Consider the following 25,859-nt stretch of genomic DNA (forward strand, 5'->3'; position numbering starts at 1 on the left):
CAAGGAAAATCTTCATCATGTATTCAGGATTATTGATTATTCTGCTGCCGCTGGTACTCGGCTATCTGATTCCTGTGCGCAACAAAACGTTGCTGCAAGGGGTGAACCGGCTACTGAGCTGGATGGTCTATGTCATCTTATTCCTGATGGGCATTAGCCTCGCGTTTCTTGAAAATCTGGGCAGCAACCTAATGGCCGTACTGCAATATGCCGCCGTCAGCACGGTCTGCATTATCGCGGCGAATGTGCTGGCGCTGCGGCTGCTGGAAAGACGCAACGCCTGGAAGGCCACGACGGTATCCCACGACGCGCTTCCATCTCGGCTAAAAATGATGTTGGAATCGTTACAGCTTTGCGGCGTGGTGTTGGTGGGATTCCTGTTGGGGCTGAGCCAATGGCCCCCATTGAAATTCGCGGCCTCAGGCGGAGAATACGCATTGCTTGTGCTGTTGTGTCTCGTCGGGATCCAACTGCGCAACAGCGGCATGACCTTGCGACAGATCGTTCTCAATCGCCGCGGCACGATCATCGCCGTCGTCGTGGCCGTCAGCGCGTTGTGCGGCGGCGCACTGGCCTCGCTGCTGCTCGACCTGCCTTTAAAAACCGGTCTGGCGATGGCTTCCGGCTACGGTTGGTACTCGCTGTCTGGCATCCTGATGACCAACGCCTACGGTCCGGTCATCGGCAGCGCGGCCTTCTTTAACGATCTGGCGCGAGAACTGATTGCCATCACGCTCATTCCCAGTCTGATTCGCTCTCGACGCGCCAGCGCGCTTGGCCTGTGCGGTGCCACCTCGATGGACTTTACCCTGCCGGTGCTGCAACGCAGCGGCGGCGTCGACATGGTTCCGCCCGCCATCGTGCACGGTTTCATACTGAGCCTGCTCTCGCCAGTCCTGATCGCGCTATTCGTCGCCTGAGCCAACGTCGCGGGTAAAACCCCCGCTACTGCCCCCCGTATTTCTCCAGCAGCGAATCCACGATAGCCTCGGTTTCCGCATCGGCAAAACCGTCATAGCGCCGGGGGCGGAAATGCATCTGGAATGCCGCGATCACGCGCTGCTGCTGTTGCGCCGTCATCGAAGCACTGACCTCGTAGCCATAGCGAGCCAGTTTATCCAGCAGCAAGCGGGGAGAGACGGGTTCATTCGGCGCGCGGCCCCCAAGATAAAGCCGTATCCGATCCGCATCAGGCCAGGCGCCGATACCGGCGTCCGCCAGCTGCTTCCACGGGAATAACGGTCCCGGGTCAACCTTTCTTTGCGGCGCGATGTCGCTATGGGCTACCACATTCTGAGGCGCAATCTGATGACGTTGCAGAATATCGCGAGCCAGATGCGCCAGCAGAGTCACCTGCTCCGGCGAATACGGCGCCCAACGACATCCCCCCAACAGCGGGCAGCGATAACCCTGATTCTCCAGCTCAATACCCACGGAGACGGAATTCAGTTGAACCGAGCCACGCCAATAGCTGACCCCAGCATGCCACGCGGCCTGAGACTCCGGCACCAACTGCCACGCTACGGGGCGCCACGCGCTCAGCGGCGGCTTTTCCGGTATCAAATAGTGCGCGCTGACTTCGCCCCGCATCAGGAGGCGCAGCGAGTTCCCGAAATCTTCCGCCGTATAGTGAATGACCAGCAGTCTGACGCGGGAAGTCTGATTGCGCGAAACATCCGCCGTATACAGCCGGTAGTTGTTGCCAATGATCGAAGCGGGCACGGTCGTGACCGGCGCTTGGCATCCTGCCAACAGCGCCAGTAGCCCGAAAAACAGCACGTCGCGCATGAGCCTACGACCGCTAGCGGCTGATCTTGACGGCGGTGCCGCTGATGGTAACCATCAGCATACTGCTGTCCTTTCCCACGGTTTCATAATCAATGTCGATGCCCACCACGGCATTGGCGCCCAGTTCCGCTGCCTGCTCTTCCAGCTCTTTAAACGCAATCTGGCGCGCGCGCCGCAGCTCTTTCTCGTAAGCGCCTGAACGGCCGCCGACGATATCCCGGATCCCGGCAAAGAAATCGCGGAAAATATTTGCGCCGAGGATCGCCTCGCCTGCGACCACGCCGCAGTACTCCGTAATCACAAAACCTTCGAGTGTAGGGGTTGTAGACAGTTGCATAGCCATCTCCTTGAAGAATGCGGATGAGTCATCAGATACTTCAATACCGTGTTCGCGCGGCCACATCGAAAGAGGACGCAGACGGCGCTGACCCGGAGAAAGTATAGCCCGCTAATGTGCTGAAACCTCCGGCGGATTCATAACGATTTTCCCATTGAGAAAACTGCAGACGATGAAGAATGGTTAATTTGGCGAGTTTCTCACCTGAGAAATCAGGCGATGAAGACGAGATATCGTTATTTTATGCTATAAAATGACTCTAAAGCGCCTGTTTGCAAATTTTAACCCGTGATGATTGCATAACTATTCTGCCAACGGTACCATTCGCGGCATCAATGTCTATTCAATTTTTGCGCATGAGTATTCAACTAAACAGCATTAACTGTTTCTACGGCGCGCATCAGGCGCTGTTCAATGTCTCCCTAAACTGCCCGGTCGGAGAAACGCTGGTCCTGTTGGGCCCCAGCGGCGCGGGAAAAAGCTCCCTTCTGCGAGTGCTTAACTTGCTGGAGATGCCGCGTTCCGGTTCGCTGTCTATCGCCGGTAACCAGTTCAACTTCAATCACACGCCGGACGATGACGCCATTCGCGTACTCCGGCAAAATGTCGGGATGGTTTTTCAGCAATATAACCTGTGGCCGCACCTCACGGTGCAGCAGAACCTGGTCGAAGCGCCTTGCCGCGTGCTGGGTTTAGGTCGTCAGGAGGCTCACGCCCGCGCTGAAAAACTACTGAAACGTCTGCGCCTGAACGACTTCGCCGATCGCTATCCGCTGCATCTTTCCGGCGGCCAGCAGCAGCGTGTTGCGATTGCGCGCGCGTTGATGATGGAACCGCAGGTTCTGCTGTTTGATGAGCCGACGGCGGCGCTCGATCCAGAAATCACGGCTCAGGTCGTGGGTATCATTCAAGAGCTGAGCCAAACAGGCATCACCCAGGTCATCGTTACCCACGAGGTGGATTTCGCGCGTAAAACCGCTAGCCGCATGGTGTATATGGAGGACGGACGCGTTGTGGAACACGGCGACGCTACGCACTTCGCCCAGCCGCAAACCCGTGAGTTTGCCAGCTACTTATCACACTGATGATTCAGGAAAGTTATATGAAAAAGGTCCTTGTTGCCGCGCTGCTTGCCGGAGCGAGCATGACAGCCAGCGCAGCAGATGTCCTGCGTTTTGCGACTGAAGCATCTTATCCTCCCTTTGAATTCGTCGATGCCGACAATCAGATTCAGGGATTTGATATTGATCTGGCTAAGGCGCTGTGTCAGAAAATGGCAGTGACCTGTACCTTCAATAATCAGTCGTTCGACAGCCTAATCCCGGGGCTGAAATTCCGCCGCTTCGATGCCGTCATCACCGGTATGGATATCACGCCCGAACGCCAGCGCCAGGTCAGCTTTACCCAGCCTTACTATGACAACTCCGCCCTGTTCATCGCTCCGAAAGACAGCATAATGGATGTCTCAGCACTGAACGGCAGACGCGTCGGCGTGCAAAATGGCACCACTCATCAGAAATACCTCATGGATATGCGCCAGGACATTACCGCCGTGCCTTACGACAGCTACCAGAATGCGGCGCTGGATTTAAAAAATGGACGCGTTTCCGCCATCTTTGGGGACACTGCCGTGGTCAACGAATGGCTGAAGCAGAATCCGAATCTGGCCGTTGTCGGCGAAAAAGTGACGAACAAAGCTTACTTTGGCGCCGGTCTGGGCATCGCCGTCCGTTTGCATAACGATGCGCTGCTGCAAAAATTCAACGACGCGCTGAACAGCATCAAACAGGACGGGACTTACCAGGCCCTCTATCAAAAATGGTTCCAGCAATAGTCTGATACGCGATGATTGAATTACACCCTTTAGCCAGCGCCGCCGGAATGACCGTCGGTCTTGCCCTTTGCGCTTTGTTGTTAGGCCTGATTTTGGCGATGTTGTTTGCCCTGTGGGAAACGGCGCGCTGGAAAATCGTTAGCGCCTGCGGCACCGCGATAGTCACATTGCTTCGCGGCCTGCCGGAAATTCTGGTGGTGCTTTTTATCTACTTCGGCTCTTCGCAACTGCTGCTGATGTTGGCGGACGGATTCACGATCAACCTGTATCTGTTCCAAATCCCGATCCAGCTGAATATCGAGACCTTCGAAGTCAACCCGTTCGTGTGCGGCGTTATCGCACTGGCCCTGCTGTACGCCGCCTATGCGTCACAGACATTGCGCGGCGCGCTGAAATCGGTCCCGCGCGGTCAGTGGGAATCCGGACAAGCGTTGGGGATGACAAAAGGCGCGATCTTCCGTCGTCTGATCATGCCGCAGATGTGGCGCCATGCACTGCCGGGACTGGGAAACCAGTGGCTGGTGCTGCTGAAAGATACGGCGCTGGTATCGCTGATCAGCGTCAACGACCTTATGTTGCAGACCAAAAGTATTGCCACGCGCACGCAGGAGCCTTTTACCTGGTACATGATGGCTGCGGCCATTTATCTGGTGATAACCCTGTTGAGCCAATGGGTCCTCAAACGTATTGAAACCCGCACGACTCGCTTCGAACGGAGGCCCTCCTGATGCTTGATTATATTCCCGAACTGCTCAAGGGCCTGCACACCAGCATCACGCTGACGGTCGCCGCGCTCATTGTAGCGCTGTTTTTATCGTTGCTCTTGACTGTGGTGCTGACGCTAAAGACGCCGCTGCTCTCTACGCTGTCCCGCGCTTACATCACGCTGTTTACCGGCACCCCGCTGCTGGTGCAGATTTTCCTGATCTATTACGGTCCAGGCCAGTTTGACGCCATCAAGCAGATCACCTGGCTGTGGTCGTTGTTCTCTCAGCCGTGGCTATGCGCCATGATCGCGCTGGCGCTTAACAGTGCCGCCTACACCACCCAGCTGTTTTACGGCGCGGTGCGAGCCATTCCGGACGGTCAGTGGCAATCCTGCGCGGCCTTGGGGATGAACAAACGCCAGACGCTACGCATTTTGTTGCCTTTCGCCTTCAAACGCGCGCTATCTTCCTACTCGAACGAAGTCGTGCTGGTGTTTAAGGGGACGTCCCTCGCCTACACCATTACGCTGATGGATGTAATGGGCTATGGACAACAGCTGTACGGCCGCACATACGACGTCCTGGTGTTCGGTGCCGCCGGGATCGTTTACCTTTGTGTCAATGGTCTGCTAACGTTAATTCTGCGGATGGTCGAACGCAGGGCTCTGGCCTTTGAAAATCACGATGCGTGACGTGATCTGCCAGCCCGGGAGAGCCGCCTCTCCCATTTTTTTATGCAGTTGAGTACGCAACCTGTGATGATTGGGATGCGTCGCTGATCGGAAAAAGTCCTTTCATATTAGCGTTCCATCCAGTAATACCGTCAAACTCTCTTTCTCATTAGTGAATTTGTAGTTATTTTGTTTGCATAAAAATTCACCCAATGGCAAGGTGAGCCTCTAAGGCGAATCGTGATTTTCGTCTAAAACCGTTATCTGGAGTGAACACAATGAAGAAATGGGTACTTGCCACGCTGTTGGCTGGAATGACCTTTGGCGCTGCGGCCGCAGACAGCATTCGGTTTGCCTCTTCGGCTACCTATCCGCCGTTTGAATTTATGGATGCGAATAATCAGATTGCCGGCTTCGATATCGATCTGGCCAAGGCCATGTGCGACCAGATGAAGGCCACGTGCACCTTTACTAATCAGGCTTTTGACAGCCTCATCCCGGCACTGAAATTCCGTCGTTACGACGCTGTCATTTCCGGTATGGACATCACGCCGGAACGCAGCAAGCAGGTCGCTTTTACACAGCCTTACTATGCCAACTCCGCCATTGTGATCTCGCAGAAAGGGAAATTCGCTACATTTGCCGATCTCAAGGGCAAGCGTATCGGTATGGAAAACGGCACCACTCATCAGAAATACCTCAACGAGAAGCATCCTGAGATACAGACGGTGTCTTACGATAGCTACCAAAACGCCATCATCGATCTTAAAAACGGCCGTATTGATGGGGTGTTCGGTGATACCGCGGTCGTCAATGAATGGCTGAAAAACAATCCTGAACTGGGGACTGTGGGTGAAAAAATCACCGACCCGGCCTACTTCGGCATCGGTCTGGGGATTGCCGTACGTCCGGATAACACCGCCCTGCTGGCGAAATTGAATCAGGCGCTGAGCGAGGTGAAGGCGAACGGCACTTATAAAACGATTAGCGATAAGTGGTTCCCCGCGCAGTAAGTCGAAGAAACACTATCAGAAACGGGCTGCACAGCGGCCCGTGTTAACCCCCTCCCCGATGCTGACTCCCCGCTCGCGTTTAACCCCTGGTTCACCCGCGAGAACGCGATGACGAGCCCGAAACCGTCTGCGGGGGTTATGCCATCCGTTTCAGCAAGGTCAGCACTTCATAGTGCGCGGTATGCGGAAACATATCGAACAGCTGAATGTGCTCGGCGCGATAGCCTGGCAGGAGCGACATGTCCTTCGCCATGCTTTGGGCGTTACAGCTGGAGTACAGGATGTACGGCGGCGCCATGCGGCTGAGATATTGGCAGAGATCGTCCCCGATACCGCGACGAGGCGGGTTCACAATCACTAAATCCGGCATGGCCCCTTCCCCGGTCGCAAACCGCGTCGAATCCAGCGCTTCAAAATGAACCTTCTTCAGCCCGAGCTGCTCGGCGGAGCGTCGCGCGCACGCGATAGCCTCGGCGCTGATTTCAATACCGGTCAGCGCCATCGCAGGCGTCGCACAGTGAAGTCCGAAGCCGCCCACGCCGCAGAATAGATCCCACAGGCTGCGGACCGGCAGCGCTTGCACCCAGCGCCGGGCAGTGTCGTATAGAGAAGCGGCCACGTCAGGGTTGGTTTGGAAGAAACTTCGCGGACGGATGGCGAGCGGTATCTGATTAAACGCTTCCTCCAGCACCTGCTGACGACTGAGCGGAATTTCTTGCTCCCCCTCCATGATCGCCTGATGCACAGGCTGGATATTCGCAGAGATCACCGCCAGCTGCGGCAGCTGTTCCTGCAGCCACGGTAAGACGGCGCGCAGCTGGTTCAGTTTGGTTTCCGAGCGTAAAACAAACCGCAGCATAAAATGCCCGTTCAACCGACTTTCCGTCAGCAGCAGATATTTCAGCTCACCGCGCCGCCGGGCGACCTGATAAGGCGTTAATCCCGCCCGCGCGATAAACGTCTTCAGTACCGTAAAGACAGGTTGGAAACTGTCGGGATAAAGCGGACAGTCGCACAGGTCAACGGGGGTGCCGTCGCGATGCAGTACGCCCAACATCGGACGTTCGACGCTGCCGCTCACCACCATCTTGGCTTTATTGCGAAAGGCGCTATGCGGCGACGGATATGCCGGCAGCCACTGACGAACCGGATGGTCGGCCAGCAGTCCGTTCAGGTGCTGCTGCTTGTCTTCCAACTGCTGAGGATACTCTTTTTCCAACCATTGGCAGGAACGGCAGGTGCCGTCGTTGTAGCGGGCGCAATGCATCACGGTAAATCTGAAACCTGTTAAGAAACCAAAGAAGGCGAATTGTATCACCCCCTTGAACGAAAGATTATTTGTGGCGCATAAAAAAGCGTTGGCTGCGCCGAGGGACAAACAGGAGCAGCAGCATGACGACATCCGCCGCCTTGTGCTCCAGCAGCTGTTGAAGCACCCCTATTTCATTCTCTGCGCTCAGATAGAAGATAGGTGGCAGCACATTCGCCACCGACGCGATAAGCATGTAGAGCATCGTCAGACATTGGCAAACCAGATAGCACCAGCGGCCCCAGTCGCGACCATACAGCACCGCAAACCCGCAGCGGATCTCAAGGCAGAACAGCAGCCATGCCGCCAGCATCAGCAGCGTGGTATCCCATTGTGCGGCGCTGTCGCTCAGCCAGCCGCCGAAACCACTCACCCCCAGCTCGCCAATCACCAATGCCAGCCCCACGCAGCGGGTGGCGACGATACCGGTTCCCGCCACCATGACCGCCACGGGCGTTCCGCGTCGGTATAGTCGCAATACATCCTTTTTTATAGACAGAATAGGACTCTCCTCCCCATAAACAATAACGCCACCTCAAATCAAGGTGGCGTTATCACGACGGCCGGACCGGCGCTCACTCACGGAATGCCGCTCAGCCCTGACGGGCTTTTTGCATGTCACGCTGCCGTTGCTTTTCCGCCCGTGCCATAAACCACCACGCGATAATACCAATAATGCCGACCACCAAGAGTATCAGCGAAGCCAGCGCGTTAATCTGCGGATTGACCCCCATCCTCACGCTGGAGAAGACTAGCATAGGCAGCGTGGTTGCGCCGGGTCCCGAGACAAAACTGGCGATCACCAAATCGTCCAGCGACAGCGTGAACGCCAGCAGCCAGCCGGATACCAGCGCAGGCGCAATCATCGGCACGGTAATGATGAAAAACACTTTGAGCGGCGTCGCGCCCAAATCCATCGCCGCTTCTTCAATCGAGCGATCCAGCTCACGTAGGCGTGCGCTGACCACGACCGCTACATAGGCCGAGCAGAAAGTCACGTGAGCCAGCCAGATAGTCAACATCCCGCGCTCCGCAGGCCAGCCGATGGCATGCCCCAGTGCGACAAACAGCAGCAGCAGCGACAGGCCGGTAATAACGTCGGGCATCACCAGCGGCGCGGTCAGCATGAAGGCGAAACCGTTCGAACCGCGGAAGCTGCCGAAACGCACCATCACCAGCGACGCCATCGTCCCGATCACGACCGCCATCGTCGCCGCCGCCGCCGCGATCGTCAGGCTGAGCACCACCGCGCTAATCATCGCGGAGTCATGGAACAACGCCGTATACCACTGCGTAGACCACCCGGCCCACACCGTCACCAGACGAGAGCTGTTAAACGAGTAAACCACCAGCATCAGCATTGGCGCATACAGGAAGGTGAATCCCAGCACCAGAATCAGAATACGCCAAGGGGATCGCACTGCCGGTAAATCGTTCATGCCTGCTCCTTCGCCGCTTTATTTTGATGTTTGTGGAACCAGATGATAGGGACGATCAGCAGGAGCAGCATCACCGTCGCTACCGCGGACGCCACCGGCCAGTCGCGGTTATTGAAAAATTCCTGCCACAGAATACGGCCAATCATGATGCTGTCCGGCCCGCCCAACAGTTCTGGGATGACGTATTCGCCGACGGTCGGGATAAACACCAACATCGAACCCGCGATGATACCGCCCTTGGTCAACGGTACGATCACGCTCAAGAAGGTTTTGAACGGCCGGGCACCGAGATCCAGCGACGCTTCTACCAGCGAATAGTCCAGACGCGTCAGCGCGGTGTAAATCGGCAGCACCATAAACGGCAGATAGGAGTAAACCACGCCGATGTAGACCGCCAGATTGGTATGCAGGATCGTCAGCGGATTATCGATGGCGCCCAGCCACATCAGAAAGTTATTCAGGATGCCGTTCTCTTTGAGGATCCCCATCCACGCATAAACCCGGATCAGGAACGACGTCCACGACGGTAAAATCACCAGCAGCAACAGAATATTGCGGGTTGATGGCTTGCTGTGCGCGACCGCCCAGGCCAACGGATAGCCCAATAGCAGACACAGCAGCGTCGAAATCGCCGCGACCTGTAGCGACTGGAGATAGGCTTCTATGTACAGCGAGTCGGACAGCAGTTGCAAGTAGTTGCCGATGTTCAGCGCGATATTCAACGTGCCATCGACCCATGTCATCAGGCCCGTGTACGGAGGCACAGTACGCGCCATTTCCGCCAGGCTGATTTTGAAGACAATCAGGAAAGGTAGCATGAACAGGCACAGCAGCCATAAATACGGCAGCGCAATCACCACCTTGTGTCCATGCAGCATCCGCCAGCGCCTGAGCAGGCCGACGGACTTCCCCGTTGTCGGACGTTGTTCAGATAAGGTCGTCATTGATGTGTGTTCCCCTTGCTACACCGTCAACACCACACAGCTGTCCGCATCCCAGCATAACCGCACTTCATCGCCCCACGTCGGCGCATTTTTGCGATAGCGGTCTGCATTTTGCAACTGAGCGCTGATGATCTGCCCGCTTTGAACGCGAACGTGATAAATCGACAAGTCGCCCAGATAAGCGATATGCACCACCTCGCCTACGGCGAAGTTGCAGCCGTCTTCCGGCACGTTCTCGCACAGCATGATTTTTTCCGGGCGCAACGCGATGGACACCGGCACGCCGTCCACGACCGAGACATCGGAAGCCACTTTGAGCGGATGCACCAGCCCCGGACTTTGCACGATGAACGCATCGTCCCGACGTTCCTGCAACAGCCCTTCGAACATGTTCACAGAGCCGATAAACTCCGCGCTGAACCGGGTGGTCGGATTCTCGTAAATCTCTTCCGGTTCGCCGATCTGCACAAACTTGCCGCGATTCATGATCGCGATACGCCCCGCCATCGTCATCGCTTCTTCCTGATCGTGCGTGACCATGACACAGGTCACGCCGACGCGGTCCAGAATATCGACAACTTCCAACTGCATGCGATCGCGCAGCTTTTTATCCAGCGCGCCCATCGGTTCATCCAACAGCAACAGCTTCGGCCGTTTGGAGAGGCTGCGCGCCAATGCAACGCGCTGACGCTGACCGCCGGAAAGCTGATGCGGCTTGCGATTGGCGAACTCCTGCATGTGTACGAGCGACAGCATTTCCGCCACGCGGTCTTTGATCTCGCCGCGCGACAGCTTATCCTGCTTGAGGCCAAACGCGATGTTCTTCTCTACGGACATATGGGGGAAGAGCGCGTAAGACTGGAACATCATATTAATGGGACGCAGATAGGGCGGCACTAACGACAGATCCTGACCGTCCAGCATGATTTGCCCCTGCGTCGGTCGTTCGAAGCCGGCCAACATACGCAGCAGCGTGGATTTACCGCAACCGGAGGCACCGAGCAGAGCAAAAAGTTCACCCTTGTAAATGGTCAGACTAACGTCATCGACAGCCAGTTGGCCGTCGTAGGATTTGGTCAGATTGCGGACCTCCAGCAACGGAGTGGCCGCCTTTTGGGTTTTAGGCTGAGGGCGGGATATCGCTTCGTTCACAAATAGGACTCTCCGGCAGAAGCAAGATACATCACAGTCACCGGACTGCGACAGATGAAAGGGGCAATCAGGCGACCGATGCCTGATTGCCGGGGTCAGAACGGTGGCTATTTACCGCTTTTGACCTTAGTCCACGAACGGGTGATCACGCGATCGATTTTCGGGGACTGTACTTTTAACGTAAACAGCTTGGCGCGGACATCAGCCGGCGGGTAAATACCCGGGTTATTTTTGACGTCGGCGTTCACCAGCGGCAAAGAGGCCTTGTTCGGGTTGGCATAATAAACATAGTTGGTGACGCCTGCGATCACATCTGGCTTCAACAGGTAGTTGAGGAACGCATAGGCTTCATCCAGATTTTTGGCATCTTTCGGGATCGCCAGCACGTCGAAGAAGGCCAGCGCGCCCTCTTTCGGGATGCTGTAGCCGATATTGACGCCATTTTTCGCCTCTATGGCGCGGTTCGACGCCTGCATGACATCCCCAGCCCAGCCGATAGCGACGCAAATATCGCCGTTAGCGAGATCGTTGATGTATTGCGAGGAGTGGAAGTAGCGGATGCTCGGGCGCAGCTTAAGCAGCAGGTCGTTTGCGGATTGCGTGTAGTCGTTCTCTTTGGTGCTGTTGGGATCTTTACCCTGATAATTCAGCACGGTGGCATAGATTTCCGCCGGGGCGTCGAGGAAGGAAACGCCGCAACTTTTCAGTTTTTCCAGGTTTTCAGGCTTCAGTACCAGATCCCAGCTGTCCACCGGGGCGTCTTTGCCCAGCACTGCTTTGACCTTATCGACGTTGTAGCCGATACCGGTGGTCGCCCACAGATACGGCACCGCGTATTTGTGCCCCGGATCGTGAGGTTCAATCAGTTTCATCAATTCAGGATCGAGGTTTGCGTAGTTCGGTAGCCGGCTCTTGTCGAGCGGCTGGAAAATACCCGCGCTTAGCTGGCGCTCCAGGAAGCTGGCCGAAGGCACCACCAGATCGAATCCGGTGCTGCCCGCCATCAGTTTGCCTTCCAGCAGTTCGTTGGAGTCAAACACGTCATAAACCACTTTGATGCCCGATACTTTCTGGAAATTTTGCAGCGTGTCCGGCGCAATATAGTCAGACCAGTTGTAGACATGCAGCGTTTTATCTTCCGCCAATGCCGTGACGGACGCAGCCATCAGCACACTGGCAACCACACCCGATAACCATTTTTTACGTTGGGTGAACATCCGTTCATTCCTCCATCTCAGGGGATAAGTTAGGTTCATCTGTGTATCAATCGATAACGCGAGTGCGTCGACCGGGGCAGCCTTCGCAATTTATTTTCATCGAATTGCGTCAGAATTCAGTATAGCGGCTGACCGTGGGATGGTAACACCGCGGACCGCAGGCATAACTACCGCGTTAAAGCATAACCGTACTGAACTGGGGGCACCATAGAGGGGAAGTAAAACCGGGGTTTATGAATGATTTACCGGTATTTGGTTGATACTGCACGTCCAATGCCGCCTAAATGCCGTGGAATATATGGCAATTAGGCGAGAAAACCAAAATAAACGTCGGGTTATAAAAATAAGAAAATGCGATGGTATTGACTGATTAATAACACGATCAATGAAGGCTAGGCGCGATAACATGAGCAGCAGGAATCTCTTCTTCATCACCGATAAACAGCAGATTGTTGGCTCCGGCTTCCAAAATTACCATCGACGTCTGCTCTTCGGCCTGCTGCATAAAGTAGCGGAACTGCTCAAGACTCATCCCAGCACCTGCGCTAAAGGTCTGGCAGGCGATCAGCTTCGGCAGATTGTCGTCCTGAATATCCAGAAAGACCTTGACCGTCAGGGAACTGGCGTTGGCTTGACTCAGGTCTCCCACCAGCGGGATCAGCGCAGTCGGCTTCACTTCCGCCAACGCGGAAAACACGATGACCTTATCGACGATATCAACCTTGGCATCAAAAATACCGTCGAAGTTTTGCATATGCGGTAAATGCAGCGCGTCGCAAGCGTCACATTCGAAATAAATGATACCCAATTGATCCAGCCACCGCCGTAGCACATTCAAATCAGGGACGATGATTGAATCCATATAAACTTGCCTCATTACTTACCCGTAAGTGAAAAAAAACACCGGCCCGACGCGGTGCCCGAACGCGAACCCAGTATATCAAGAGCGACGCCGCCGAGTCCCCCTGTTTTTGCCGCCTGAAAGCCTCCCCCATCCTTGCGTGGTCTTCATCGCCAACGGAATTGGCGTTGTGCGAATTGATCGCGCTCCAGCAACGGCGGGGATTAGGCCACACGAGGCCGGATAGAAGCGCTTCGGCTCAGGCCACACACCGCTATCTTCAGCGTTTAATCCACCCCTGACGATGCAGATAATCCAGCATGAAAGGACGTTGCTCTTTCGCCAGCGCTTTCCTGATATGGTCGCTCCAGCCGCCACTTCGCTGATTACCGCTGCGTTGCTGGTAATACTCCGTCAGGTGCTGGTCATAGTGCGCCAGTACCGTTTTGTCCATCATCGCGTAGGTATTTTCATGAATCACCAGTTCAGCAGGCAGCCGCGGCTTCTGATCCGGCTGGGCAGCCGGATGTCCCAAGCACAGCCCGAATAACGGCAGCACCTGCTCAGGCAGTTTCAGCAACGCCGTGACCTCCGCGATATGGTTGCGGATTCCGCCAATATAGACACCACCCAACCCGAGCGACTCCGCCGCCACCAGCGTATTCTGCGCCATAATGGCGGTGTCAACGCAGCCCAGCAGCAGCTGCTCCGCCAGCCCCACTTCCGCCTCCGGGAAGATTTGCAAATGCCGATTGAAGTCCGCGCAAAAAACCCAGAACTCCGGCGCCTGTGCCACATACGCCTGACCGCCGCTCAGTGCTACCAGCGCCTGACGGGACGTATTGTCGGTGATGCGAATGATAGAGCTGCATTGCAACATGCTGGAGGTCGAGGCACTTCGGGCGGACTGCAAAATAGCCTGGCACTGATCGTCGGTCACCGGCTGGTTGGTAAATTGGCGAATGGAGCGGTGTTGACACAGCAAATCGATTGTAGGAGTCACGTTGGCAATCCTTACACGTATGAAAAGGGCTATCGCGCCCATCGTCAATACAGGCGCGACAATCAGTGGATAAAACGCGACGGCGGGCATCGCTCAGCCCACAATTATAAGACAGCTTGCCCCGCTCACAACGCGGCGAGTTCATCTTCTTTGTGGTACTGATAGACTTAGGGCATCAATACGACAGGCAATGACTGCTTTTTATTGCATTCTTGAGCGGGCATAGTAAAAGGGTTGGCTAAATTTAAGGTTGAACTAAGGAGTGAGCATGTTTGCTGTCATTTTTGGACGTCCGGGTTGCCCCTATTGTGTACGCGCGAAAGAACTGGCGGAAAAACTGACCGCCCAGCGCGATGATTTCAGCTATCGCTACGTTGATATTCAGGAAGAAGGGATCACCAAAGCAGACCTGTCAAAAACCGTCGGCAAACCGGTTGAGACCGTTCCGCAGATTTTCTTGGATGAGCAGCATATTGGCGGCTGCACAGATTTTGAAGCTTATGCGAAAGAGCATCTGAATCTGTTCAAGTGACAATGTCACTTAATCAGTTATTGATGAGACAGAAGGCGCTTCCCGCGCCTTTTTTAGCTGATGGGTAAGTCACAGCGAATGACTCGCTGGCTGGATGAAAGAAAAACACCCTCGTTTCGTCAGCGAAAGAAGTAACGCACCACCGCCCTCAGAAACAGCAGCAGCAACCCACCCAGCAAAGTCCAGAAAACCGACACAACGACATACGCCACGTCCTGCCAGAACGACCCGCAAGACGCGTGGCCTGCGCGCAGCAGCCACAGGCAAATGGGAACCGCCGTCAGGGCGCCAATCAGGGTATAGCGCATTCTGTCGCAACCCGTCAGATAGCTGGAGATCATACCCGGCAGCAGAAACAGCAACATGCCCGGCTCGCCATTGCCGCCATGTACCGTTGCCACTTTGAACGACATCATCTTTTGACTGATAAAAACCAGCGTAAACAATACCATACAACTAATTATTCCAACCCAACCTTTATTGTTCGCCATGCTTCGCCTTCTCACTATAAACAGGTGACAATACCTTTCGACCTCGTCATAAAGCACAGGCCACCAATCATGGTATTTCCCTGATGTGCCAAGACGGTACTCTCGGCGCGTTTTATCTGCATGCACAGCTGGTTGTAACGCAAATAAACTTCTAGAATAGCGACCGCCACATCAATCGTTACCGACAAGGCTGATTCCTTTCATTTCATGCAACTTCTGCTGTCGACGCCAGCGTCCTTGCAATGGAGTAAATCTAGCCTAAATTACTTTTATATCAAGAACTTAATAGTAAAAAATAAGTTGCATCCCATGAATATAAACGTCGCTGATTTGTTAAACGGGAATTACATTCTGCTGCTGTTCGTCGTTCTGTGTTTGGGTCTTTGTTTAGGGAAGTTAAGGCTAGGTTCCGTACAACTCGGTAATTCTATTGGAGTTTTAGTGGTCTCATTGTTTCTGGGCCAACAACATTTCACCATTAATGCCGAAGCCCTCAGCCTGGGATTCATGTTGTTTATTTTTTGTGTAGGCGTCGAAGCTGGCCCCAACTTCTTTTCAATTTTTTTCCGCGACGGCAAAAACTATCTGATGCTGGCTCTGGTTATGGTCGGCAGCGCGCTGGTACTCGCTCTGATATTAGGCAAGGTTTTCGGCTGGGGGATCGGACTGACCGCCGGGATGTTGGCCGGCTCCATGACCTCGACCCCGGTACTGGTCGGAGCAGGCGATACACTCAGGAACGCATTTGGAACCACGCCGCTACTCGGCATCGAGCAGGAACATCTCAGTCTGGGCTATGCCCTGACCTATCTTATCGGCTTAGTCAGCCTGATCTTTGGCGCACGCTATCTGCCCAAATTGCAGCATCAGGATCTGCCGACCAGCGCCCAGCAAATCGCCCGGGAGCGCGGTCTGGATGCCGACAGCCAGCGTAAGATTTATCTGCCGATTATCCGCGCTTATCGCGTCGGGCCAGAGCTGGTGGCGTGGGCCGATGGCAAAAACCTGCGCGAGCTGGGCATCTATCGTCAAACCGGCTGCTACATCGAACGTATTCGGCGGAACGGTATTCTGGCCAGCCCGGACGGCGATGCGGTGCTGCAACTCGGTGATGAAATCTCGCTGGTCGGTTACCCGGATGCGCACGCGCGGCTCAATCCCAACTTCCGCGACGGCAAAGAGGTCTTCGACCGCGATCTGTTGGATATGCGCATCGTCACCGAAGAGATCGTGGTGAAAAACCATAACGCCGTCGGCAAACGGCTCAGCCAGCTCAAACTGACCGACCACGGCTGCTTTCTTAACCGCATCGTCCGCAGCCAGATTGAAATGCCGATTGACGATGGGGTGGTGCTGAATAAAGGGGATGTGTTGCAGGTCAGCGGCGACACCCGGCGGGTAAAAAGCATTGCAGACCGCATCGGGTTTATCTCCATCCACAGTCAGCTCACCGACCTGCTCGCCTTTTGCGCCTTTTTTATTATCGGCATCATGATTGGACTGATCTCATTCCAGTTCAGTCACTTCTCGTTCGGCGTCGGCAACGCCGCCGGGCTGCTGTTCGCGGGCATCATGCTGGGCTTTTTGCGGGCCAACCACCCCACTTTCGGCTATATCCCGCAGGGAGCGTTGAATATGGTGAAGGAATTCGGGCTGATGGTCTTCATGGCTGGCGTTGGCCTGAGCGCGGGCGGCACCATCAACAGCAGTCTGGGCACCATTGGTCTGCAAATGCTACTGTCCGGGCTGCTGGTCAGCCTGGTGCCGGTGTTTATCTGTTTCCTGTTTGGCGTCTATATCCTGCGCATGAACCGCGCGCTGCTGTTTGGCGCCATCATGGGAGCCCGAACCTGCGCCCCGGCGATGGATATCATCAGCGATGCCGCCCGCAGCAATATTCCAGCGCTCGGCTATGCCGGCACCTATGCCATCGCCAATGTTCTCCTGACGCTGGCGGGCTCGCTGATTGTCATCATCTGGCCGGAGCTCCCGCTGTAGCGGGAGGTTGATAAGCACAGACGGTTTCAATAGAGAAGTGCAGCACGGTGGACGAATCGTCCGTTTATCCACCGCGCACCACACCGAAGTCGCTACCATCATGTTACTTATCTTCGGGAACGAAATGACTCGCCATGATGCTATAAGGCTTAATACGCCAAAGCCTTACTTAAATAGGCCCTGATTGCCTGCATTCGTGATTAGTTATACTTATCTAAATATGTATTCCATAAGTTTCTCACCGTCTGTTTGCACCACTGTCAGCTAAACCGCTATATTACTGCCCCGCCCGCCGACTCACCGGCTTGGGCTATTTCCCGCATGAACATGGCTGTTCCTGCTGCTTCAGACTGCGATTGACCGCACTCTGGCACGGCACACGCTGTGCGCCACCTTTTCGACCTCTGAACTTAGGCAACCTCGCGTTGGCGTCAACCTGTCGCTGTCGACGGGAGTCCGAAGTTAAACACGGAGGCGGACACCTTTCGCGCTGCACTTTTTATTTTGACACTATTGACTGGGGACTATCATGGTAATGCGCCGCATCGAACGGCTGAACACACTGGCTCAAGCCTTGAAAAAAACCGACAAAATGCACCTTAAAGAGGCGGCGCTATTGCTGGGCGTTTCTGAAATGACCGTGAGGCGCGACCTGAACAGTGAAGAGACCAGCGTGATGTTGCTGGGCGGTTATGTGGTCGGCGATCCTCGGAGCCACACTGTCGGTGGTTATCTCGTTGCCGAACGTGAACAGTGTCACGTGGAAGAGAAACGCCGGGCCGGCGAACGTGCGGCACAGTTGGTCGAAGCCAACGACATCATTTTTTTCGACTGCGGCACCACGACCAGCTTCATTATCGACGCGATCCCGGATGATATCGGCTTCACCGGCGTCTGCTATTCACTCAATACCTTTATGGCGCTGCAAAATAAACCCTTGAGTCAGGCTATCTTGCTGGGCGGACTGTTCAACGCGGGCAAAGCCCTGTTTACCCCGATCGGCCACCAGCACGACATGGACCATCTCTGCCCGCATGTCGCATTTATCTCCGCGGAAGGGGTCGATCGCCAGGTGGGCGCCACCTGCCTGGATGTCGCCGAACTGGCGATAAAACATCGCGCTTTGTCGGCCAGCCAACGTAACGTTCTGGTCGTCGACAACAGCAAGTTCGAGAAACGCAGCCCGGCCCGCATCGGCGAACTGACGCTCTTCGATGCGCTGGTCACCGACCGTTTACCCGCCGCCGATTACATCCGTCTCTGCGCGGAACAGGGCATTCAGTTGCTCACCCCGGCGCAGCCGGAAACGCCAAACCCGACAATCACCCCAGTAGACCGCCAAACCACTGATTCAGCTTCATCAGCACCGCATCCCACATGCGGCTAAAGAATCCGGCTTCCGGCACATCGTCCATCGCCACCAGCGGACGCTGGGCGATGGATTTCCCGTCCAGTTGAAAGTCGACCGTCCCCACGGCCTGCCCTTTTTTCAGCGGCGCCGTCAGCGGTGGTGAATTGAGCGTGAAGCTGGCCCGCAGATTTTTGCCCTGTCCTTTGGGAACGCTGAGCGCGGCGTCTTCAGCCACGCTCAACCGTGCCTGTGGGCTTTCACCGAACCATAGACGCTGGGTCGTCAGTACCGTATCGCTGCGTACCGGCGTGACCGTGTCGTAAAATCGGAATCCCCAGGTCAGCAATTTCTCACTTTCGCGAAAGCGCACGGCGTCGGTCGGGGCGCCCAGCACAACGGATATAAGACGCATCTCGCCTTGCGTGGCCGAAGCCACCAAATTATGGCCTGCGCCGTTGGTATGACCGGTCTTCACTCCGTCCACCGCCAGATTGCTGCTCCACAGCAGACGGTTCCGGTTCATCTGGCGGATATTGTTGAAGGTGAAAGACTTCTCTTTGTGCAGAGCATATTCGTCGGGCACGTCCCGAATCAGCGCCCGACTAAGCAGCGCCATATCCCGAGCAGTGCTGTATTGCCCCTCCGCATCCAGACCGTGGACGGTCAGGAAATGCGTGTTGGTCAACCCCAGCGCGTTGACGTACTGGTTCATCAGCCCGACAAATGCGTCCTGACTGCCCGCCACATAGTCCGCCAGCGCGATGCTGGCATCGTTGCCGGACTGAATGACGATGCCTTTATTCAGTTCTGAGACCGCAATCTGATCACCGGGCTTTAGGAACATCAGCGAGGAACCGCGCAGCGCTGGATTGCCGGTCGCCCAGGCATCTTTTCCGACGGTCACCACATCGGTGGTTTTGATTTTGCCGGCTTTCACCGCCTGCCCGATCATATAGCTGGCCATGATCTTGGTCAGACTGGCGGGATCGAGCCGCTCATCCGCCTGGGATTCGGCCAGCACCTGCCCGCTATGGAAATCCATGAGGATATAGGCTTTGGCGTCGATCTGCGGCGCAGGCGGCGCTTGTTCCGCGGCCACAGGGAATATCGTTACGAAGATCAGGCTGGCAATGCCAGCCTGTAAACGGGGAAAACGCATCATGATTTTCATCGGTTAGCCGCTTTGTCCTTAGGTCGTTAACTACGGAGAGGAACTCTATGCAGACATATTCTGACACACTCAAAATTAGCCGTTCACGTGCGGTAATAAAACGTCTCAGTGTGTAAAGTTACTCAAACATGAGGAAAGGCATTTGTCGCAGATAAAACCGAAGAATAAAAGGAGAGGATTAGGGGTCCTTTCCCACCGCCGCGATCGGACGAGGGAAAAGGAGAGCCCGGTAAAATCAGCGTCGTTCGCGCTTATCGGCCCGTTTCGCCAGCCAGTCGCCCAGCGTTTGTACGATCTGCACCAGAATCACTAGCGCAATAACGGTCACAATCATTACCTGAGTTTCGTAGCGGTAGTAGCCGAAGCGGATCGCCAGATCCCCTACGCCGCCGCCGCCGACGATGCCCGCCATCGCCGAGTAGCCGATCAGGCTCACCAACGTAATCGTCAGACCGCGCAGCAGCCCGGCGTGCGCTTCCGGCAGCAGCACCGTGCCGATGATACGCATCGGACTGGCGCCAAACGCCTCTGCGGCTTCCACAATCCCCGGGTCGACTTCCCGCAGCGCGCTGTCTACCAGCCGCGCATAGAACGCGATAGCGGCAACGGACATCGGCACCGAGGCCGCGATAGGACCGATAGTATTGCCGAGCAGGATCTGCGTCAGCGGGAGCAGCAGCACCAGCAAAATCACGAACGGAATCGAACGAATGATATTCACCAGCACGGTGCTGAGCAGATAGAAAAAGCGATTTTCCCAGAAGAGATGCCGGTCGGTGACGTAGATTAACAGCCCCAGCGGCAGGCCGCCGATCACGGCGAACAGCGTGGAAATGCCCACCATCTGGAAGGTTTCGCCGAATGCGGCGATCAAATCACCCCATAACTCACCCATGCAGCACCTCCACGTTCGCAGTTTTATGTCGAATATAGTCTACGGCCGCCGTGACCTGAGACGGATCAGACGGATGCGTCAGCAGCGCTACTAAAATGCCCAGCGCCCGGTTGCCGATGTACTCGATTTTGCCGTGCAGAATATTCACGGATACGCCGAAGCGCGTCGCCACATCCGACAACACCGGTTGTTCGGCGGAGTCGCCAACAAACAGGATTTTCAGCAACGTCCCCTGTAAATCCACTTTCAGCCGGGTAGGCAGTTCCAGATTCAGCGTATGCGCCACCAGTTGGCGAGTGAAATCATGCTGCGGCGTCGCGAAGATATCGAACACGTCGCCCTCTTCCACCACGCGTCCGCCGGTCATGACCGCAACGCGATTACAAATCGTCTTGATGACGCTCATTTCATGAGAGATCAGTACGATGGTGATGCCGAGCTTCACGTTGATCTCTTTCAGCAACGCCAGGATCGCGGCTGAGGTTTCCAAATCCAACGCCGACGTCGGCTCATCGCACAGCAGCACTTCAGGATGGTTGGCTATCGCCCGAGCAATACCGACCCGCTGCTTTTGCCCACCGCTGAGCTGCGCCGGATATGCCTGAGCCTTGTCCGCCAGCCCGACCAGCGCCAGAATCTCCGGCACGCGACGGTCGATGTCCGGCCCGGACTTGCCCGCCGATTTCAGGCTGAACGCTACATTTTGCGCGACGGTGCGCGTTTGCATCAGATTGAAATGCTGGAAAATCATGCCGACTTTTTGCCGACAGTGCCGCAGCTTGGCGCCGCGAAGATCGCTGATGCGCACGCCGTTCACGCTGACATGGCCCGACGTCGGGCGCTGCAACAGGTTGATGGTGCGTAACAGGGTGCTTTTCCCTGCGCCGCTCGCCCCGACGATGCCATATACATCGCCCCGGCGGATATGCAGTGAAACATTATCCACTGCTTTCGTTTCTCGTTGTTTCCCATCAGGAAAATCAACGCTGACATTGTCTATGCGAATCATCGTTCGCGGACTCCCAACCGAATAACGGAACAACAGAAAGCCGGTCGGCGACCGGCTCTATAAAGAATAACCCAGCCAGACCGTTATTGGGCGGTCGTCTGCGCGTGCATCCATTCCGGTTTCTGGAACTGACTGAACATTGTCGCCGGGTTGTCGATAACCGCCGCGTAGGCTGGCGACTCGACGGCAGCTTTGATGTCCTTCACGAACGGTTTATCCACATCCGCCGTCCGGACGGCAATCACATTCTTAAGGTTTTCATCCAGCGTTTCCAGCTTCAGCGCGGAAGAGAGCTTCAGTCCGGCGGAAATCGCGAAGTTACCGTTGATCAACGAGGCCGTGACGCTATCCAGAGTCCGCGGCAGCTGAGCAGCTTCGAGCGGCTTGAACACCAGTCCACGCGGGTTGCTGACGATGTCTTTTTCCGATGCCTTAGTCGGGTCAATGTCCGGCTTGATGGTAATCAGTCCCAGCGACTGCAGGAAACGCAGACCACGCGCCAGGTTGGTGGGATCGTTGGACAACGTCACGATATCGCCTTTCTTCAGTTCGTCCAGCGAGGTGATTTTGCGCGAATAGAAGCCCATGCCGGCGGTCGGCACCACGATCAGACGGGTCAGTTTCAGACCTTTATCCGCCGCGAACTTGTCCAGATAAAGGGTATGCTGAAACAGATTGGCGTCGATGCCGCCGTTCGACAGCGCGAGGTTAGGCTGTACGTAGTCGCTGAACTCGCGTACCACAACTTTATAGCCTTTCTGCGTCAGCGCCGGTTTGATGGCCTGTTTGACCATGTCGCCATAGGGGCCCGGGGCGACGCCGAATACGATGGTGTGTGCGTCGCTCTGCGCGAAAGCGCAGTGAATACCCGAGGCTAATAATGCTGCAGCAAACGTCGCCCGCATAGAATGAGAAAATGTCATAACACCCTTCCTGTCTGAGTCATCGTTGTCATTGGTTATCGTGATTATTAGGGGAATCAGCGTAATAAATAAATAATAAAAACGCCTATGATTATGCAGGCACCCGATGGGCGATTTTATTGCAAGTATCGCCACCTGGTCTTCTCTACACTGTGGGTCAGAACGTAACAGAAGGATCAACACAATGCTAACGCTGTGGGGACGCGAGAATTCGACGAACGTCAAAAAGGGACTCTGGTGCGCAGAGGAGTTAGGGCTGACATACCAACACATTCTACTGGGCGGTGCTTTCGGGGTAATCACGCCCCCGAGTATCTGGCGCTCAATCCCAACGGACTCATTCCCTGTCTGCGGGACGATGAGCTGGTCCTGTGGGAATCCAACACCATTGTGCGCTATCTGACGGCGCAGTATGGGCAAGGTTCGCTCTATCCGGCCGATGCAAAGGCGCGCGCCGGTGCGGAGAAATGGATGGATTGGGCGATCTCCTTCGCCACGTTTTTTGGGCCGGTATTCATTAATATGATGCGCACACCTCCCGCCCAGCGTGATGTGGCCGCCGTTGAAGCCAATATCGAGCGCTGCGAATCGCTGCTCAGCATCGCCGATAGCGCGCTGGCCTCTCTGCCCTGGCTATCCGGGGAGGACTTCGGCGTCGGCGATATCCCGCTCGGCTGCATCGCCTACGGCTGGTTCGGTATGCCCATCGTGCGCCAGTCGCACCCCCATCTGGAGCGCTGGTATCAGCAATTGACGACGCGAGCGGCGTTCAAAAACAAAGTGATGATCCCCCTGAGCTAAACGATTGGGTCCGCCGTCAAGATTGGCGGCCGGATCTGTTTCCTGCCGTTGATTCAGGTATAATCCGCCGACTTTTTCCCGTACAACCCGATGTATGAGACGCTATGACTGTTAACACTTTCGATCCTTCGCAGACCACCACGCTGGCGGCCCCGGAGAAAACGCTGACCCAGCAAAAGACCGGCGGCGACAAGCCGCAGGGCAATAAAATCGGTTTTGTTAGCCTGGGCTGCCCTAAAAACCTGGTGGATTCCGAGCGCATCCTTACAGAGCTGCGCACCGAAGGGTATCAGGTGGTGCCAAGCTATCACGATGCCGATCTGGTGATTGTCAACACCTGCGGCTTTATCGACAGCGCCGTGCAGGAATCGCTGGAAACCATCGGCGAAGCGTTGAATGAAAACGGTAAGGTCATCGTCACCGGCTGTCTTGGCGCGAAAGAGAATCAAATCCGCGAAGTGCATCCCAATGTGCTGGAAATCAGCGGGCCGCACAGCTACGAGCAGGTGCTGTCTCACGTCCATCACTATGTGCCGCAGCCGGAGCACAACCCGTTCACCAGCCTGGTGCCGGAATCCGGCGTGAAGCTGACGCCGCGTCACTACGCCTACCTTAAGATTTCCGAAGGCTGCGACCATCGCTGCACTTTCTGCATCATCCCCTCGATGCGCGGCAAGCTGGATAGCCGCCCTGTCGGCTCTGTATTGGATGAAGCTAAACGTCTGGCCGACGCCGGGGTGAAAGAGCTGCTGGTTATCTCGCAGGATACCTCCGCCTACGGCACCGACATCAAACACCGCACCGGCTTCTGGAATGGTCAGCCGGTCAAGTCCAGCATGGTCAGCCTGTGCGAGCAGTTGGCGACGCTGGGCATTTGGGTCCGTCTCCACTACGTCTACCCTTACCCGCACGTCGACGAGGTGATCCCGCTGATGGCTGAAGGCAAGATTCTGCCGTATCTGGATATCCCGCTACAGCACGCCAGCCCGAAAGTGTTGAAGCTGATGAAACGCCCCGGCGCCGTCGAACGCACGCTGGAGCGCATTAAACGCTGGCGCGAGATCTGCCCGGCGCTGACGCTGCGCTCAACCTTCATCGTCGGCTTCCCCGGCGAAACGGAAGAAGACTTCCAGATGTTGCTGGACTTCCTGAAAGAAGCACAGCTGGATCGCGTTGGCTGCTTCAAATTCAGCCCGGTGGAAGGCGCTACCGCCAATGCATTGCCCGACCCGGTGCCGGAAGAGATCAAGGAAGAGCGCTACCACCGATTTATGCAACTGCAGCAGCAGATTTCCGCGCAGCGTCTGCAGGCGAAAATCGGCCTGGAACTCCCGGTGCTGATCGATGAAGTGGATGAAGACGGTGCCATTGGCCGCAGCATGGCCGACGCCCCGGAAATCGACGGCGCGGTCTATCTAAACGATGAAACACGCCTCAAACCCGGCGATATCGTCACCGTGAAAATTGAACACGCCGACGAATACGACCTATGGGGCAGCCGGGTCTAACGACGTCACACCGGGGGATGATTTTTCCTCCTGTCTCCCGGTGTTTTTTTACTTTTGAATGATCCCCTGCACTAAAAATCGTCATTAAGCGCTCCTGCAAGACGCTTCGCCTTGCGAGATCTCGGCGGGTAAAGTAGCCTTGCCGGATGATTTGATTCGTGCTGAATAAGGCAGACGCATGTGGAAACGCCTGATATTTGGTCTTTTCACCAGCATCCTGGTGCTGGCAGGAGGCGCCTTTCTGCTTGACCGCTGTATCAGCTGGCGCACCGCCCCCTATATTTTTGACGACCTGAAAGACCTCCCCGCCCGCCCCGTCGGCGTCGTGTTGGGCACGGCAAAATACTACCGCGCCGGTGGCGTCAACCAATACTATCTGTACCGCATTCAGGGCGCGCTTAACGCCTACAACAGCGGGAAAGTAAGTTATCTGCTGCTCAGCGGCGACAACGCTCAGCAAAGCTATAACGAACCGATGACGATGCGCCGCGACCTCATTTCCGCAGGCGTTCCGCCGATGGATATCGTGCTCGACTACGCGGGGTTCCGCACGTTGGACTCGATTGTTCGCACCCGCAAAGTGTTCGATACCAACGACTTCACCATTATCACCCAACGCTTTCACTGTGAACGCGCGCTGTTTATCGCGCTGCATCTGGGGATACAGGCGCAGTGTTATGCTGTGCCGTCGCCCAAGGATATTTGGATGGTGCGGATTCGGGAGTTCGGCGCCCGTCTGGGTACCCTGTTCGATCTGTATGTTTTGAAACGCGAACCCCGGTTTCTCGGCCCGATGATCCCTATTCCCGCGCCGCATACGATTTCCGCCGATGAGCCCGGCTATCCGGCCGTGCCGCCCGAGTTCCTGCGGGACGACGCAACGGAGACGGCCAGCAAGAAATCAGCGGGCGCGCTCCGGCCTTAA

The 25,859-nt window shown here is 55.8% G+C and carries 26 protein-coding genes and 1 pseudogene; 12 read left to right on the top strand and 15 right to left on the bottom strand.

The annotated features are described in order from the left end of the window. Positions 1 to 17 precede the first annotated feature (17 nt). Positions 18 to 920, top strand: coding sequence for a lysine exporter LysO family protein (locus tag I6N93_RS09265; RefSeq protein ID WP_085684575.1), 903 nt, complete (start codon positions 18 to 20; stop codon positions 918 to 920). Between the two features lie 25 nt (positions 921 to 945). On the opposite strand, the gene I6N93_RS09270 is transcribed toward I6N93_RS09265, so the two are convergent. Beyond that, positions 946 to 1,788, bottom strand: a complete 843-nt coding sequence (locus I6N93_RS09270; RefSeq protein ID WP_085684577.1) for an N-acetylmuramoyl-L-alanine amidase — start codon at positions 1,786 to 1,788, stop codon at positions 946 to 948. A 13-nt stretch (positions 1,789 to 1,801) separates the two neighbouring features. Beyond that, positions 1,802 to 2,125: a heavy metal-binding domain-containing protein gene (locus tag I6N93_RS09275; protein WP_085652308.1), complete on the bottom strand. Its 324-nt coding sequence runs from the start codon at positions 2,123 to 2,125 to the stop codon at positions 1,802 to 1,804. 356 nt (positions 2,126 to 2,481) lie between these two features. Between I6N93_RS09275 and artP the strand changes: the two genes are divergently transcribed. From artP to artJ (I6N93_RS09300), 5 genes are all read left to right on the top strand, one after another. Further along, a complete protein-coding gene (artP, locus tag I6N93_RS09280; protein ID WP_176222513.1) occupies positions 2,482 to 3,210 on the top strand; it encodes an arginine ABC transporter ATP-binding protein ArtP in 729 nt (242 codons plus the stop codon). A gap of 17 nt (positions 3,211 to 3,227) precedes the next feature. Then, positions 3,228 to 3,959: an arginine ABC transporter substrate-binding protein gene (gene artJ / locus I6N93_RS09285; protein ID WP_085684581.1), complete on the top strand. Its 732-nt coding sequence runs from the start codon at positions 3,228 to 3,230 to the stop codon at positions 3,957 to 3,959. Positions 3,960 to 3,970: 11 nt separating this feature from the next. Beyond that, positions 3,971 to 4,687 carry an arginine ABC transporter permease ArtQ gene (gene artQ / locus I6N93_RS09290; RefSeq protein WP_085684583.1) on the top strand — a complete coding sequence of 239 codons (717 nt, stop codon included), beginning with the start codon at positions 3,971 to 3,973 and terminating at the stop codon, positions 4,685 to 4,687. Then, on the top strand, positions 4,687 to 5,358 hold the full coding sequence (artM, locus tag I6N93_RS09295; protein ID WP_085684585.1) for an arginine ABC transporter permease ArtM: 672 nt from the start codon (positions 4,687 to 4,689) through the stop codon (positions 5,356 to 5,358). Before artQ ends, artM begins: the two co-directional genes overlap by 1 nt. Positions 5,359 to 5,615: 257 nt before the next feature. Then, on the top strand, positions 5,616 to 6,350 hold the full coding sequence (gene artJ / locus I6N93_RS09300; protein WP_085684587.1) for an arginine ABC transporter substrate-binding protein: 735 nt from the start codon (positions 5,616 to 5,618) through the stop codon (positions 6,348 to 6,350). Between the two features lie 136 nt (positions 6,351 to 6,486). On the opposite strand, the gene rlmC is transcribed toward artJ (I6N93_RS09300), so the two are convergent. The 8 genes from rlmC to nfsA form a co-directional block, all read right to left on the bottom strand. Continuing rightward, positions 6,487 to 7,617 (bottom strand): 23S rRNA (uracil(747)-C(5))-methyltransferase RlmC, encoded by a 1,131-nt coding sequence (gene rlmC, locus I6N93_RS09305; RefSeq protein WP_085684589.1) that lies wholly within the window; start codon positions 7,615 to 7,617, stop codon positions 6,487 to 6,489. 67 nt (positions 7,618 to 7,684) lie between these two features. Next, positions 7,685 to 8,137 (bottom strand): YbjO family protein, encoded by a 453-nt coding sequence (locus I6N93_RS09310; RefSeq protein ID WP_254900107.1) that lies wholly within the window; start codon positions 8,135 to 8,137, stop codon positions 7,685 to 7,687. Positions 8,138 to 8,252: 115 nt separating this feature from the next. After that, on the bottom strand, positions 8,253 to 9,098 hold the full coding sequence (gene potI / locus I6N93_RS09315; protein WP_085684590.1) for a putrescine ABC transporter permease PotI: 846 nt from the start codon (positions 9,096 to 9,098) through the stop codon (positions 8,253 to 8,255). Then, positions 9,095 to 10,042: a putrescine ABC transporter permease PotH gene (potH, locus tag I6N93_RS09320; RefSeq protein ID WP_085684592.1), complete on the bottom strand. Its 948-nt coding sequence runs from the start codon at positions 10,040 to 10,042 to the stop codon at positions 9,095 to 9,097. The genes potI and potH overlap by 4 nt, the downstream gene beginning before the upstream one ends. An 18-nt stretch (positions 10,043 to 10,060) precedes the next feature. After that, positions 10,061 to 11,194 (bottom strand): putrescine ABC transporter ATP-binding subunit PotG, encoded by a 1,134-nt coding sequence (potG, locus tag I6N93_RS09325; RefSeq protein ID WP_085684594.1) that lies wholly within the window; start codon positions 11,192 to 11,194, stop codon positions 10,061 to 10,063. A gap of 107 nt (positions 11,195 to 11,301) precedes the next feature. Then, positions 11,302 to 12,411, bottom strand: coding sequence for a spermidine/putrescine ABC transporter substrate-binding protein PotF (gene potF / locus I6N93_RS09330; protein ID WP_085684596.1), 1,110 nt, complete (start codon positions 12,409 to 12,411; stop codon positions 11,302 to 11,304). A gap of 382 nt (positions 12,412 to 12,793) precedes the next feature. Then, the gene (locus I6N93_RS09335) at positions 12,794 to 13,273 is read right to left on the bottom strand and encodes a type III secretion system chaperone family protein (protein ID WP_085684598.1); all 480 of its coding nucleotides are present in this window, start codon (positions 13,271 to 13,273) and stop codon (positions 12,794 to 12,796) included. A 259-nt stretch (positions 13,274 to 13,532) separates the two neighbouring features. Further along, positions 13,533 to 14,255, bottom strand: coding sequence for an oxygen-insensitive NADPH nitroreductase (nfsA, locus tag I6N93_RS09340; RefSeq protein ID WP_085684600.1), 723 nt, complete (start codon positions 14,253 to 14,255; stop codon positions 13,533 to 13,535). Between the two features lie 268 nt (positions 14,256 to 14,523). Here nfsA and I6N93_RS09345 point away from each other — a divergent pair, with 268 nt between their 5' ends. After that, the gene (locus tag I6N93_RS09345; protein WP_026740479.1) at positions 14,524 to 14,787 is read left to right on the top strand and encodes a GrxA family glutaredoxin; all 264 of its coding nucleotides are present in this window, start codon (positions 14,524 to 14,526) and stop codon (positions 14,785 to 14,787) included. A gap of 119 nt (positions 14,788 to 14,906) precedes the next feature. Here I6N93_RS09345 and ybjM read toward each other — a convergent pair whose 3' ends face one another. Then, on the bottom strand, positions 14,907 to 15,278 hold the full coding sequence (gene ybjM, locus I6N93_RS09350; protein ID WP_085684602.1) for an inner membrane protein YbjM: 372 nt from the start codon (positions 15,276 to 15,278) through the stop codon (positions 14,907 to 14,909). 309 nt (positions 15,279 to 15,587) lie between these two features. Here ybjM and I6N93_RS09355 point away from each other — a divergent pair, with 309 nt between their 5' ends. Continuing rightward, a complete protein-coding gene (locus tag I6N93_RS09355; protein WP_085684604.1) occupies positions 15,588 to 17,276 on the top strand; it encodes an aspartate:alanine antiporter in 1,689 nt (562 codons plus the stop codon). Between the two features lie 529 nt (positions 17,277 to 17,805). After that, a complete protein-coding gene (deoR, locus tag I6N93_RS09360; protein WP_085684605.1) occupies positions 17,806 to 18,663 on the top strand; it encodes a DNA-binding transcriptional repressor DeoR in 858 nt (285 codons plus the stop codon). On the opposite strand, the gene I6N93_RS09365 is transcribed toward deoR, so the two are convergent. The 4 genes from I6N93_RS09365 to I6N93_RS09380 all read right to left on the bottom strand — a co-directional run bounded on the left by I6N93_RS09365 (position 18,599) and on the right by I6N93_RS09380 (position 22,625). Beyond that, positions 18,599 to 19,786 carry a serine hydrolase gene (locus I6N93_RS09365; RefSeq protein WP_099017394.1) on the bottom strand — a complete coding sequence of 396 codons (1,188 nt, stop codon included), beginning with the start codon at positions 19,784 to 19,786 and terminating at the stop codon, positions 18,599 to 18,601. The two genes, deoR and I6N93_RS09365, sit on opposite strands and share 65 nt — an antisense overlap. Positions 19,787 to 20,033: 247 nt before the next feature. After that, positions 20,034 to 20,693, bottom strand: coding sequence for a methionine ABC transporter permease (locus tag I6N93_RS09370; protein WP_085684609.1), 660 nt, complete (start codon positions 20,691 to 20,693; stop codon positions 20,034 to 20,036). Continuing rightward, a complete protein-coding gene (locus I6N93_RS09375; RefSeq protein WP_085684611.1) occupies positions 20,686 to 21,702 on the bottom strand; it encodes a methionine ABC transporter ATP-binding protein in 1,017 nt (338 codons plus the stop codon). Before I6N93_RS09375 ends, I6N93_RS09370 begins: the two co-directional genes overlap by 8 nt. Positions 21,703 to 21,785: 83 nt before the next feature. Further along, on the bottom strand, positions 21,786 to 22,625 hold the full coding sequence (locus I6N93_RS09380; protein ID WP_085684613.1) for a MetQ/NlpA family ABC transporter substrate-binding protein: 840 nt from the start codon (positions 22,623 to 22,625) through the stop codon (positions 21,786 to 21,788). Positions 22,626 to 22,809: 184 nt separating this feature from the next. On the opposite strand from I6N93_RS09380, the pseudogene I6N93_RS09385 reads away from it, so the two are divergent. The 3 genes and pseudogenes from I6N93_RS09385 (at position 22,810) to sanA (ending at position 25,859) form a co-directional block, all read left to right on the top strand. Further along, positions 22,810 to 23,426, top strand: a pseudogene (locus I6N93_RS09385) (glutathione S-transferase family protein). A gap of 104 nt (positions 23,427 to 23,530) precedes the next feature. Then, positions 23,531 to 24,934, top strand: coding sequence for a 30S ribosomal protein S12 methylthiotransferase RimO (gene rimO / locus I6N93_RS09390; RefSeq protein WP_176222506.1), 1,404 nt, complete (start codon positions 23,531 to 23,533; stop codon positions 24,932 to 24,934). 178 nt (positions 24,935 to 25,112) lie between these two features. Then, complete coding sequence (gene sanA / locus I6N93_RS09395; protein WP_085684615.1) at positions 25,113 to 25,859, top strand: outer membrane permeability protein SanA; 747 nt, start codon at positions 25,113 to 25,115, stop codon at positions 25,857 to 25,859.

The sequence above is a fragment of the Lonsdalea populi genome (assembly GCF_015999465.1).
Lineage (GTDB): Bacteria > Pseudomonadota > Gammaproteobacteria > Enterobacterales > Enterobacteriaceae > Lonsdalea > Lonsdalea populi.